At 41.1% G+C, this 13,381-nt stretch carries 10 protein-coding genes; 6 read left to right on the forward strand and 4 right to left on the reverse strand.

The genetic code is table 11. The features are described from left to right. Positions 1 to 79 precede the first annotated feature (79 nt). The 3 genes from lon to ACJAZP_RS00205 all read left to right on the forward strand — a co-directional run bounded on the left by lon (position 80) and on the right by ACJAZP_RS00205 (position 4,999). Positions 80 to 2,437, forward strand: coding sequence for an endopeptidase La (lon, locus tag ACJAZP_RS00195; protein ID WP_415228710.1), 2,358 nt, complete (start codon positions 80 to 82; stop codon positions 2,435 to 2,437). A 157-nt stretch (positions 2,438 to 2,594) separates the two neighbouring features. Next, entirely contained in the window at positions 2,595 to 2,870 is a 276-nt protein-coding gene (locus ACJAZP_RS00200) for an HU family DNA-binding protein (RefSeq protein ID WP_011769845.1), read from the forward strand. 233 nt (positions 2,871 to 3,103) lie between these two features. After that, positions 3,104 to 4,999, forward strand: a complete 1,896-nt coding sequence (locus ACJAZP_RS00205; protein ID WP_415228711.1) for a SurA N-terminal domain-containing protein — start codon at positions 3,104 to 3,106, stop codon at positions 4,997 to 4,999. 169 nt (positions 5,000 to 5,168) lie between these two features. Here the strand turns inward: ACJAZP_RS00205 and yeiP are convergent, their stop codons facing one another. The 3 genes from yeiP to yccS all read right to left on the reverse strand — a co-directional run bounded on the left by yeiP (position 5,169) and on the right by yccS (position 8,428). After that, positions 5,169 to 5,741, reverse strand: a complete 573-nt coding sequence (gene yeiP / locus ACJAZP_RS00210; RefSeq protein ID WP_415228712.1) for an elongation factor P-like protein YeiP — start codon at positions 5,739 to 5,741, stop codon at positions 5,169 to 5,171. A 75-nt stretch (positions 5,742 to 5,816) separates the two neighbouring features. Beyond that, on the reverse strand, positions 5,817 to 6,146 hold the full coding sequence (locus ACJAZP_RS00215; RefSeq protein WP_415229012.1) for a TusE/DsrC/DsvC family sulfur relay protein: 330 nt from the start codon (positions 6,144 to 6,146) through the stop codon (positions 5,817 to 5,819). A gap of 89 nt (positions 6,147 to 6,235) precedes the next feature. After that, positions 6,236 to 8,428 (reverse strand): YccS family putative transporter, encoded by a 2,193-nt coding sequence (gene yccS, locus ACJAZP_RS00220; protein ID WP_415228713.1) that lies wholly within the window; start codon positions 8,426 to 8,428, stop codon positions 6,236 to 6,238. Positions 8,429 to 8,671: 243 nt separating this feature from the next. On the opposite strand from yccS, the gene folD reads away from it, so the two are divergent. Next, positions 8,672 to 9,526: a bifunctional methylenetetrahydrofolate dehydrogenase/methenyltetrahydrofolate cyclohydrolase FolD gene (gene folD / locus ACJAZP_RS00225; protein ID WP_415228714.1), complete on the forward strand. Its 855-nt coding sequence runs from the start codon at positions 8,672 to 8,674 to the stop codon at positions 9,524 to 9,526. Between the two features lie 166 nt (positions 9,527 to 9,692). On the opposite strand, the gene ACJAZP_RS00230 is transcribed toward folD, so the two are convergent. Then, positions 9,693 to 10,907 (reverse strand): pyridoxal phosphate-dependent aminotransferase, encoded by a 1,215-nt coding sequence (locus tag ACJAZP_RS00230; RefSeq protein ID WP_415228715.1) that lies wholly within the window; start codon positions 10,905 to 10,907, stop codon positions 9,693 to 9,695. 184 nt (positions 10,908 to 11,091) lie between these two features. Here ACJAZP_RS00230 and ACJAZP_RS00235 point away from each other — a divergent pair, with 184 nt between their 5' ends. Together ACJAZP_RS00235 and moeA are read left to right on the forward strand one after the other, a co-directional pair. Then, positions 11,092 to 12,033, forward strand: a complete 942-nt coding sequence (locus ACJAZP_RS00235; protein WP_415228716.1) for a LysR family transcriptional regulator — start codon at positions 11,092 to 11,094, stop codon at positions 12,031 to 12,033. 67 nt (positions 12,034 to 12,100) lie between these two features. After that, complete coding sequence (moeA, locus tag ACJAZP_RS00240) at positions 12,101 to 13,348, forward strand: molybdopterin molybdotransferase MoeA (RefSeq protein ID WP_415228717.1); 1,248 nt, start codon at positions 12,101 to 12,103, stop codon at positions 13,346 to 13,348. Positions 13,349 to 13,381: the final 33 nt, after the last annotated feature.

The raw sequence follows: 13,381 nt of genomic DNA on the forward strand, positions 1-13,381 counted from the left end.
AGTATAGTTTATTACGCTTTCTAAAATTTATTTGTTGTCGATAATAAGAATAAATAAATGAATATTTTCTGGGGATATTATGAAAAATGAATCAGAGCTGCAATTAACCCTGCCGGTATTGCCCTTACGTGATGTAGTGGTTTACCCGCATATGGTTGTTCCACTTTTTGTTGGTAGAAAAAAATCTATCAGCTGTTTAGAAGCTGCGATGGATCAGGGTAAAAAAGTATTATTAGTGGCACAAACGGAAGCTTCATTAGATGATCCAAAATTAGAAGATCTGTATACAGTAGGAACAGTTGCAAATATTCTGCAATTATTAAAATTACCCGATGGTACCGTTAAGGTATTAGTTGAAGGTGTGCAGCGTGCACGATTGATCAATAACATTGAAAATAAAGATTACTTTTTTGCTGAAGTTGAGTTACTTGAAAGTGAAGCAATAGATGAAAAAGAGGAAGAGGCTTTATTACGCAGTGTAATGGGGCAATTTGAATCTTATATCAAGCTTAATAAAAAAATTCCGCCCGAGGTGTTAGCTTCAGTAAATGGTATTGATGATCCTGAACGTTTGGCTGATACCATCGCCGCACATATGCCCTTAAGTCTGGAAGATAAACAAACTGCTTTGGAGTTAAACTCTATCACTGAGCGTTTGGAATATCTGATGGCGATGATGGAAAATGAAGAAGATATTCTCAAAGTTGAAAAACGTATTCGTAGCCGTGTTAAAAAGCAGATGGAGCGAAGTCAACGTGAGTATTATCTTAATGAACAGATGAAAGCCATTCAAAAAGAATTGGGTGAGTCAGAAGAGGGTGCCAATGACCATGACCAGCTTGCTGACAAAATAGAACAAGCCGGTATGTCTGAAGAAGCTTATGAAAAGGCAACTTCAGAGCTTAAAAAATTAAAAATGATGTCGCCAATGTCATCTGAAGCAAGCGTTATTCGAACTTACATTGAAAGCTTAGTGAATGTACCCTGGAAAAAACGCACGCCGATGAAAAAGAATCTGGCCAAAGCACAGGAAACATTAGATGCGGATCATTATGGTTTAGAAAAAGTAAAAGAGCGTATTTTAGAATACCTCGCAGTGCAAACCCGTATTAATAAATTAAAAGGACCCATTTTATGTTTAGTCGGTCCTCCCGGTGTTGGTAAAACTTCCTTAGGGCAGTCAATTGCGCGCTCTACCGGCCGTAAATATGTGCGTATGGCATTAGGTGGGGTTCGAGATGAAGCGGAGATTCGCGGGCATCGTCGCACCTATATAGGCTCGCTACCGGGTAAAATAATTCAAAAAATGACTAAAGTGGGGGTGAAAAATCCACTGTTTTTATTAGATGAAATAGATAAAATGGCCTCTGACCTGCGCGGTGATCCTGCTTCTGCTTTATTGGAGGTGTTAGATCCCGAGCAAAATAATACTTTTAACGACCATTATTTAGAAGTGGATTATGACTTGTCAGATGTGATGTTTGTGGCGACTTCAAATTCAATGAACATTCCCGGGCCACTGCTTGACCGAATGGAAGTTATTCGTTTGTCGGGTTATACCGAAGACGAGAAATTAAATATTGCTCAGCAGCATTTAACCGGTAAACAAATCAAACGTAACGGTTTGAAAGAGAGTGAAATCAGTATCGATGACAGTGCGATTATCGGCATTGTTCGTTATTACACGCGTGAAGCCGGTGTACGTTCATTAGAGCGTGAAATTTCAAAAATTTGTCGTAAGGTGGTTAAACAGATACTGCTTGATAAAAAGATCAAAAAAGTCGACGTGAATATTGATAATTTAAAAAATTATCTCGGGGTGCGCCACTTTGATTTTGGTAAAGCGGATTCGACCAACCAAGTCGGTCAAGTGACTGGACTTGCCTGGACCGAGGTAGGTGGCGAACTGTTAACCATTGAAGCAACCTCGGTTCCGGGAAAAGGTAAATTAACCTATACCGGATCCTTGGGTGATGTTATGAAAGAGTCTATCCAGGCTGCGATGACCGTAGTGCGTGCCAAATCTGAAGAATGGCGGATCAATGCCGATTTTCATGAGAAACGCGATATTCATGTGCATGTACCTGAAGGTGCAACGCCTAAAGATGGTCCAAGTGCAGGTGCTGCTATGTGTACTGTACTGATTTCCAGCTTAACCGGGATTCCTGTAAGAGCGGACGTTGCCATGACCGGGGAAATTACCCTGCGTGGAGAAGTATTACCGATTGGTGGCTTGAAAGAAAAATTATTGGCTGCACGAAGAGGCGGTATTAAAACCGTATTAATACCATTTGAAAACACCCGTGATTTGGAAGAAATTCCTGATAACATCAAGGATGAACTGGAAATCAAACCGGTTCGTTGGATTGATGAAGTGCTGGAAATTGCGCTGCAGGATAGTATAAAAGGTTTTTCTTTGGAAAAATCACCGAAATAGGTGATAAACCGCAGAAAATAGAGGGCTGCGGGTGAGTTTTCTATAAATTTACTTGCACCCGCTTAAATAGCAACGTAGCCTTACAAAAATAGAATTAAACGCGTGTTAATTATGTATTTAATTGTGGACATTATAATAATAAAGATGGAGATGTAAAATGAACAAAGGACAACTGATCGATAATATCGCGGAAAGTGCAGATATTTCTAAAGCCGCAGCGGGCCGTGCTCTAGATGCTTTTATCGAAAGTGTAACGGGTGCATTAGTTGAAGGTGATAATGTTTCACTTATTGGTTTTGGTGCTTTCTCAGTTAAAGAGCGTGCCGCACGTACGGGCCGTAATCCACAAACCAATGAACCAATTCAAATTGCTGCCGCTAAAGTACCTGCATTTAAAGCCGGTAAATCATTAAAAGATGCAATCAACGCTTAATCGCTTGTTTGATAAATACTATAGCCGGTTTATTTGCAGCGATGCAAATACAATAGTTATACATTAAGCGCATCCAATGATGCGCTTTTTTATTTAATAACAATCCGATTAAAAAGTATTTTTTTAGTGTTAAAATTTGCTGTGCTTTAGTTGCTCATAGGGCGATTAACGGCAGAATGTTATCAATTAAGTGCCATTAAAAATTGGTATAAGTTTTCAAGAGAAGAAAAGTTATGTTAGATAAAATGCGCGAAGGCGCACAAGGTGCCACGGCTAAAATTATAATAGTTGTTATCATTCTCTCCTTCACCCTGGCGGGAGTGAGTAGTTATTTAGGCGGCAGCAATGTAGCCGTTGCCGTTGTCGTCAATGGTGAAGAAATCAGTAAAGCGAGCGTTGATCAAGCTTATCAAAATGAGCGTAGTCGTTTAGAGCAACAATATGGTGAACAGTTTGCACTACTTGCAGCTACGCCTGATTTTAACCAGAAAATCAGACAGCAAGCGACGCAAACGGTCATTTCTGAACGTCTTCTTACGCAAGCTATTAATGATATGGGATTACGTATCGGTGATGAGCAAGTTAAACAAGAAATGCGTAAAATGCCGGAGTTTCAGGTTGATGGCAAATTTAATAACGAGCAATACTTATCACTATTAAGAAGAGCAAGTTATACACCGGCGCAATTTAGTGAAAGTGTAAAACAAGATTTAGCTCGTCGTCAGTTACTTACCATGGTCCTTGGCAGTGAGTTTAGTTTACCCATGGAAGTGGCGCAGGCTAACCGCTTACAAGCTCAAAAACGTGTGGCGCGAGTGCTAACGGTTAAAGCTAGTGATTTTGCTGAAACAGATCCGCTAAGTGAACAAGAAATATCTACTTATTACAATAATAACAGCCAGTTGTTTCAAACTGCTGAGCAGGTCAGTGTCGATTATGTTGTCCTGGATGGCTCTTTGTTAGCTGACCAGGTGATGGTGAGCGATGCTGATCTGGAAAAATATTACGATCTTCACGCCTCTGATTATCAGCGCAGTGAAAAACGTAAAGTTGCGCATATTTTAGTGCTTGGAGACAACAACGCAGCCAAAGAAAAAGCCCAGGTTATTTTAGCTGAGCTTGAAAAGGGTGCTGATTTTGCGCAACTTGCCGCTGAAAAATCTGAGGACAGCTATTCTGCTGAAAATAATGGCGAATTGGACTGGTTTGAACGTGGTGTAATGGATCCTGCCTTTGATGAGGCTGCATTTGAGCTCACCAAAGAAGAGCCTTTGTCGGGAGTTGTTAAATCACAATTTGGTTATCACATCATCAAACTGGTCGATATTCAAGAAAGTAAAACATTACCCTTGTCTGAGGTGAAAGCGCAAGTTGAAGACGCTGCTAAACAGGACAAAATGAATGAACTTTACTATGACTTGTATCAAAGGTTAAGTGAAGTTGCCTTTGAAATGCCTGACAATTTAGATGAAGCTGCTAAAGTGCTTGGTGTAGATATTGAGCATTCAGAACTGTTTTCAGCTGCAGAGGCGCCCGAATTGCTTGCCGATGATGCGGTATTAAAAGTCGTATTTGATAGCGCATTTCGTGAAGATAGGATGAACTCCGAGCCTATTGAGCTTGCCGAAAATAAAGCCATTGTTGTGCATATTAATGATTACCAAGCGGTTGCGTTGAAACCTCTTGCTGACGTTTCTGAGCAGATCATCGAACTGCTACAGGCAGAGAAAGCGCAGGAAAATACCGAACAGTTTGTTAAATCCTTAATGGGCAAGTTGAATGCTCAAGAGTCAATTGAAAAGTTATTGACTGAGAAAAAATTGGCATTCAGCTCACCGTTAACCTTTACGCGTAATGACAGTGAACTTGATTATCGAGTGATGCAATCGGTCTTTAAATTAGCTAAACCAACCGCGCAGCAAGCGACCTACGACTGGGTGACAACGACCACGGGTGATTATGCTCTGATTGAACTGAACAGCGTTCAGGAACTTGATCCGGAGTTGAGCAATGGTGATGATATACAACAAATTGAACAGAGATTAGAGCGCTTATTTTCTGAATCAACCTATCAAGCCTTATCAATGGCGTTAATGGCCAATGCTGATATTAAATATGCTGCTGAATAGAACTCTTAATGAGTGAAATGGGTATGATTTGATTATTTGTTAGAAGATTAAAAGGCGACTATATTTAGTCGCCTTTTTTTATGCCAAAAATAACTGCAGAGCTTGTTAAAAAAAAGGGGGAGCCAATTTACTGGCTCCTCCCTTTTTTTAATGTTTATTGCTTAAATTGTTATTTATCAGCACGGCCCATAAATTTACTTTCAGCCGTGTTCACTTTGATTTTATCGCCCGTAGAGATATGCTCTGGTACCTGTACTGTTAGGCCGGTAGAGAGTATGGCAGGTTTGGTACGGGCTGTTGCCGAACCACCTTTAATAGAGGGAGAGGTTTCTGCTATTTCCAGCTCTACACTGGAAGGTAGTTCCAACGCAACAGGCGCACCGTCAACTAAAACTATCTGAAGACCTTGAGTATCTTCATTAATAAAGAGTCGCTCGTCTGCGATGCTGTCTGTATTAAGATTGTATGGCGTATAATCTTCGCTATCCATAAACACATATTCATCACCGTCAATATAAGAAAACATAACATTACGGCGAACTAAATCGGCTAATGGCAGCATCTCATTATCTTTGAATGTTTGATCAATTTTTGAGCCGGAAACAACGTCGTACATACGGAAGCGATATAAACTTCCGCCGGCACGCCCCTGCGGCACAGAACGTTCAATATCTCTTACAATATAAACATTGTTGTTGTATTCGACTGCGGTATTTTTTTTAATGTCGCTTGCCTTTGGCATAGGTTAATCCTTATTAATAATGACGGTTGTTTGTTAAGTTTGATTAAATCTAAAAAAATTATTCTTTACTACCCATTAAATGCAGCGAGCGGGTTTTGGTAATCCGGCGATTTTAGTCGCTTGCTTAGCTGGCCCCTTAGGAAAAAGCCGGTATAAATAACGACTACTTATCTTTTCTTTTCCGTATTCTTTTTCCATCGCTTTAACCAGGGTGCGCATCGCTGGTGAGGTATTATACTCGAGATAAAATTGACGAACAAAAAAAATCACCTGCCAGTGCTGGTCGGTCATTTGCAGTGCTTCTGACTGGGCAATAAATGCGGCTAGTTCACGGGTCCATAAGGTTGAATCCAATAAGTAACCTTGCGCATCTGTTGGGTATTGTTGCCCGTTAAATAACAAAATATTTATCCTTTATTGCTCAAATGTACTGGGAAATGAAGTTTACCTGTTGATATCCTCCGCGGCTAAATATAATTAAAATATTTTTAGCGTTATTTTGAACTGTCAAAATCAATCTGCTGCAGAATTAATTGAATATCCATCGCGGTAAAGGCAATTAAGCGCAATTGCTCAACAATTAACAAGGTTTCGCCGTAAAAATGAGCATCATAGTCTTCTAATTCTTGAATCGTTTCAACAATTTTTTTGGTATCAATCTGTTCGGGACGACAAGCGAGAAACAACTGTTTGCCTGTGTGGTTGATTAAGTTTTGTACTTCAATGTTTTTTTCAAAGTCATCAATCTTATGGCGGTGAGAAGCCAATGCCGCGATATAAGAAACTAATGCATCACAACGATTGACCAAGGCATAAACTTCCTGTTTTAACTGCTGTTTAGCATCGGGTTCAAACAACATACTCTGCCAGGCACTGGCCAATTGTGCATCACTTTGAAAGGTGTTAAATCGGGTGATCCGATAATTTAAGTTTTCGCTGCGACCATGCTGATATTGATCGGTCACCTGTTTGAAGTAACGGCCACTTAAGGTTAAAAGTTGGTTAACCAGTGTCGGAAAGCGCTGAAACTGCCAATCGGGAAAAATAAAACTGGTTGCCAGAACGCTTAATAAACAACCTAATAGGGTCTCGCCGATTCGATAAGGTAACACTTCCATGCCCGTGCCGTTTAACAGATTGAACACAAACATCACAAACAGGGTCATAAATATGATCGATAAACCATAATTGGTGCGTACATAGGTAAAAAAGAAAAAAGCCATCACTACCAGCAACGCAATTTGCGGGATTATGCCTCCCACTAACATTATTATCGGGTAACCTAAGAGAACCCCAAATAGTGTGCCTATACTGCGTAATACCAATCGCTTACGTGTTTCACTGAAACTGGGTTGGCAAACAAAGAGCACCGTCAGTAAAATCCAGAAACCATGATTAAGCTGTAAAATATTCTGCAGAAAAAACGCGACTAATAAAGCAATGCTGATTCTAAGCGAATGTTTAAAGGTCGGGTTGGTTGCTGTCATTGCCGCAAGCAGTTGCTTGTAAGCGGGCTGTGTCGGCACCGACTCGGCTTCGACAGGCACCATTACTGGCTCATTTTGGTCGGTTTGCTGAGTTGTTAACAATAACGTATTTATGCCTTCTAAATTCTCATAAATTCCCTGCAGCGCCTGCAGAGCTTTTTTATTGTCAATCACTTCTGGTTTCTGTTTGAGCAAATATAATTGATCCGCCAGAGCCTTGAGGGTCCATTTTAAGCGTCGACTGTGCTGATAGCTTTTTTTATCGGAGATAGCCATCCCAATTTGATAATACTCATCACCTAATTGTAATAAAAGCTGATGGTAACCTTCTAATATTTGACTGTCTCGAAAGCTTTTTTCCAGCTGGCTGTATAAATACTGGCTTGCGCTAATACGTTCATGAATTTGTTCTGCGACAAAATAGTGATAATTAAGTTTATCAAGCTCAGGTTGTTGCTGGTTAAACTGAAAACGAGATTGAATAATGCGTTTGCATTGATCCAGACGGCCCATAATGGCAATGTTGCGAATCGCTAATTGTTGACGTACGGCAAATATTCCGGCTTTGCTGGTGCCTTCTTTTTCGTTAAATAAAGCTGATTTTTGTTCCTGATAACGGCTCAATGCGAAGAACAGTTGTGCCAGCTGTTCCCTTAACGAGCGATAAGGACTATAAAAATTCCAAAACAGCGAAAACAGGCCGTACCATAATGCACCCAGGCTTAATAGAATGGGTTGCTCATACCAGCTGATCTGTGCCTGGTAACCTATCATGGTATAAATTGCAATTAAAATGGCACCGAATCCAACCCGATTGTAATGGTTGTTTAATACCGCAAGCATCATAAAAGCAAAACTTGAGGTAAATAAACCCAGCGCAAAAGCAAACGGATAGGGCATTAATAATTCAACGCAGGCCGATGCAAAAATGAAGCATATTGCGATGGTAAAAACAAATTTACGTCTGTTTCTACTGTTATCATCGGTTTCAACAACACCACTGGCCATTACCCCTAAACACAACGAAATTGAAATATGCAGACTATCTTGTGTAAAAAAGGGGATTGAATCGAACATAAGCACCGGGATAAATGCCATCGACATGGCTATTAATGAACGTAACCCGGAGTGCACATTGGAGTCTGAAATTAGCTTACGCAATAAGCCATTATAATTGAATATTGAATTTGACGGTTGCATAGATCTCTATCTGATAAATAAAGCGGTTAAGAGGCATTGATAAAGGATCTTACCGATAAGATCCAAAATAGAAAAGATATTATCGTAAATAAAAAAAATAACCCAAAATTACTTAAAAATGCAGGACTGCGCATCTTCAAGCAGTTTGGATATATAACGAAACTGATGATGATTTATGTGACATCATTCGATTGTTTTGCGACAATACAGAGATATTAAACATTATAAATAGAGAGTTGTTCAATGACTGCACAAATCATAGATGGTAAGGCAATTGCAACCACGATTACAGACAGAGTAGCAAAGGGTGTTGCGCTTCGAGTAGCCGAAGGATTACGTGTTCCGGGGTTAGCCGTTATTTTGGTGGGAGGCGACCCGGCATCACAAATATATGTTGGTAGCAAACGTCGTACCTGTGAAGCGGTGGGCATTCACTCAAAGGCCTTTGATCTTCCTGAAACGACAACTCAGAATGAATTATTAGTGTTAATTGATAAGCTTAATGATGATCCCAGCATTGACGGAATACTGGTGCAGTTTCCTTTGCCCGAGGGCCTTGATGAAACAACCGTCATTGAACGTATTAAACCCGATAAAGATGTTGATGGTTTCCATCCTTATAATGTCGGTCGGTTAGCACAACGTATCCCGTTGCTGCGCTCTTGCACACCGCGCGGTATTATCAGTATGCTCGAATATATCGGCACTGAGTTTCACGGTAAACATGCTGTGGTGGTGGGCGCCTCTAACATAGTGGGACGGCCGATGACGCTGGAGCTGTTATTAGCCGGTTGTACAACCACCACTTGTCATCGCTTTACGACGGATCTCGCGCATCATGTAAAACAAGCAGATATATTGGTTGTGGCTCGCGGTAAAGCTAACTTTATTCCGGGAGAGTGGATTAAAAAGGGCGCCATTGTATTAGATGTTGGCATCAACCGTTTGGAAGATGGCCGCATTGCAGGTGATGTTGACTTTGCAGGTGCTAAAGAGCGTGCCGCATGGATTTCTCCGGTACCCGGCGGAGTCGGACCGATGACGGTTGCAACGCTGATAGAAAATACACTGTTTGCCTGCAATGAATTTCACAGTTAATAAAAAATAAAAAGTTGCTAACGAGTGCGGCAAACATCGTTAGCAACTTCCTATTCATTCCCTAAATTAAGACCATCTTCGAAGGGGAATAATTAACTCGAATAGTATTTTAAAAATGGAAACCGACGGTCTCCATTGTAGATTTTATTTACCTTACTGGCGATAATTACTGGCGATAGTGTTGCAGAAATCGACCTATTTTAGAGATAGCAGTACTGAGCTCGTCCACTCGCGGCAAACAAACAATCCGGAAATGATCCGGTGAGTGCCAGTTAAAGCCGGTCCCCTGAACAATTAATATTTTTTCTTCCATCAACAAGTCCATGGCAAAACGCTGGTCGTCTTTAATATTAAATTTCTTTTGATCCAGTTTAGGAAAAAGGTATAAAGCGCCCTTAGGTTTGGTACAGCTTAACCCGGGAATCTCATTAATTAACTTCCATGCACTTTGAGTTTGTTCATATAAACGTCCGCCCGGTACGGTCAGCTCATTAATACTTTGATATCCGCCTAGGGAGGTTTGGATAGCGTGCTGCATCGGCACGTTGGCGCATAAACGCATACTCGCAAGTATCTCTAAGCCATTAATATAATCACGTGCTTGTTTTTTTGCGCCGCTTATCATCATCCAACCGACGCGAAAACCGCACACCCGATAGGCCTTAGACAACCCGTCAAAGGTCACGATTAAAATATCGTCGGCCAGGGTGGCCAGCGGAATGTGGACCGCATCATCGTAAACAATTTTTGAATAGATTTCATCGGAGAAAACAATTAAATTATGGATACGGGCAAGTTCAATAATCTGCTCTAATAATTCCTTGCTGTAAACCGCGCCGGTGGGATTATTCGGATTGATAATAACAATCCCTTTGGTTTTAACGGTGATTTTCGATTTAATATCCTCAATATCGGGATACCAATCTGACTGCTCATCACAAATGTAATGAACTGCTTTGCCGCCGGATAAATTTGTTGCAGCGGTCCATAGCGGGTAATCCGGCGCAGGCACCAATAGCTCATCACCATTATTTAATAAACCCTGCATCGCCATTACAATTAATTCACTGACTCCGTTGCCGATATAAATATCATGGGTATCCAGTGACAGCAAACCTTTGGCCTGATAATGCTGCATTACCGATTTTCGAGCAGAAAAAAGGCCTTTGCTATCACAATAACCCTGACTTTGCGGCAGGTTTTTTATCACATCCATCATCACTTCTTCAGGTGCATCAAAGCCAAACTGGGCAGGATTACCGATATTCAGTTTTAAAATACGCTGTCCTTCTTCCTCCAATTTATGCGCTTGTTTAAGAACGGGTCCGCGAATGTCATAACAGACATTATCTAATTTAGTGGACTTTTGAATGGTATACATGGGCACCTCTGAATGCATAATTTTTGGTAAGTGAAGGCAAGTTATTTTTAACTGTTAAAAGTACCTGATATTGAAGACACTGTGAAGCAAATAACAGAGACAAAGCATAATTCACGCTTTTATTATGAATTTTTTTCAAGTATTGTTGTGATAATTGTAATTTTCTTTGGAATGGGCTTTCGCTGTGATTGAAATCAAACACTTAAAAACCCTGGCAACATTAAAATCGACGGGCAGTTTAATTGAAGCCGCGCGGCAATTGCACTTGACCCAATCGGCAATATCACATCAGCTAAAAGAGTTAGAAGGGCGGCTTAACTGCTCTTTATTTATTCGTAAATCCAGGCCGATTCGTTTTACGATTTCCGGTTTGCGTTTATTAACCTTAGCCGAGGAGGTTTTGCCGCAAATTAATAATGCGGAAAGAGATCTTGCGCGTTTTTATTCAGGCGATGCCGGCCGTTTACACATGGCCATTGAGTGCCATTCCTGTTTTCAGTGGTTGATGCCGGCGATTGATAAATTTCGTGATAGTTGGCCGGAGGTGGAATTAGATTTCTCCAGTAGTTTCAGTTTTTTACCCTTACCGGCCTTAAAGCGCGGGAATCTGGATCTTGTAGTAACCTCGGATCCGCAACCCATTGAGGGGATCAGTTACATTCCTCTGTTTCGTTATCAGCCGATGCTTGCCCTCAGTCGCCATCATAGACTGGCGCATAAAAGTTATATTGAAGCTGAAGATCTGCGAGAGGAAACCTTAATCACTTACCCCGTTGAGAAGGAACGTTTAGATATTTTTAAGCAGTTTTTAATTCCTGAAGGCGTCTCCCCGGCAAAAATTCGTCATGCTGACTTGACCCTGATGATGCTGCAGTTGGTTGCCAGCGGCAGAGGAGTGGCGGGGTTGCCTAACTGGGCTTTATTTGAATATCTGCAAAAAGATTATGTGGTTGCGCGGCCCTTAGGTAAAGAAGGAATCTGGAATACCCTGTATGCTGCGGTACGTGAAGAGCAGCAAGGAATGGCCTATTTACAGGATTTTATTAAAACAGCAATAACCTGTTGTTTTAAAGATTTACAAGGGATCAAGGTTGCCAGAACCGAGCAGCCTGCGTTTACAAAATAAAAAGCTTAAAGTTTTCTTAAATACGGTTAAAAGTGCAATTGTTATCAATATAATGGAGTAAAAAAAGATGGGATGTTGTGATGTACAAGGATTAATGCCTTTTGAGCAGGCACTGGATAAAATGCAGACCGCATTAGACAATGTCTGCCAGGCAATTTCTCTGCCGTTAGCCCAAGCATTGGGTTACGCATTAGCAGAGGAGATAAAATCACCCTTAAATGTCCCCTCTTTTAATAATTCAGCAATGGACGGATATGCCGTTAATCGCGTCGATTTAATTAACTGCTCAGCGGATCAGCCGGTGACATTAAAGCTGGTTGGCCGATCTTTTGCAGGTATCCCTTATCACGGTCAGCTCGCATCAGGAGAGTGCATCCGCATTATGACCGGTGCTGTTATGCCGGGTTGCGCCGACAGCGTCGTCATGCAGGAGCGCACCACGGTCAAAGACGACTTGATTAGTTTTACTCAGTGCCCGACATTGGCCGACAATGTGCGTTTAGCGGGCGAAGATATTAAACTCGGTCAACGGGTGCTTAATAAAGGTCATAAATTAACGCCGCGTGATATCCCCTTAATTGCCTCGCTGGGCCTCGCTGATATTGCTGTTTTTAGACAACTTAAAGTAGCGGTTATCTCTTCAGGTGACGAACTGAAAAACTTAGGTGAAACACTTTTTGAAGGTGATATTTATGACAGTAATCGTTACAGCATAATCGCGCTGTTATCCCGTTTGAATGTTGAAATTATTGATTTTGGTATTATCAAAGATGATATAAATCTGCTCCGTGAGACATTTATTAAAGCCGACCAGCAAGCCGATGTGGTCATTAGCAGCGGCGGGGTATCAGTAGGTGAAGCCGATTTTATCAAAGATATTTTAGCTGAATTAGGATCGATAAATTTTTGGAAATTAGCCATCAAACCGGGTAAACCTTTTGCTTTTGGAAAATTACCATCGAGTGTCTTTTTCGGCTTGCCAGGTAATCCTGTTTCCGCTATGGTAACTCTTTACCAGCTTGCTGTACCTGCGATGGCGACCCTAAGTGGTTTAAATCCTCAGCCTGCAATTCGTTTTAATGCTATTACGCAAGAAAAACTTAAAAAATCCCCCGGTCGAACCGATTTTCAACGTGCAGTCTACTCTGTTAATAACAATGGACAGTTAGTTGTACAATCAACCGGCCACCAAGGTTCGGGCGTATTTAGTTCAATGAGTCAATCAAATTGTTTTATTGTACTGGAGCAGGATCGCGGTAATGTGGCGGAGGGTGAAAGCGTTATTATTGAGCCGTACAGCGCTTTGATGGACTAAACCTCACCAGATTGCTAAGAACATAATGAGACA

Origin of the sequence: Psychromonas sp., assembly GCF_047632955.1 — a bacterium.
Classification (GTDB): Bacteria; Pseudomonadota; Gammaproteobacteria; order Enterobacterales; family Psychromonadaceae; genus Psychromonas.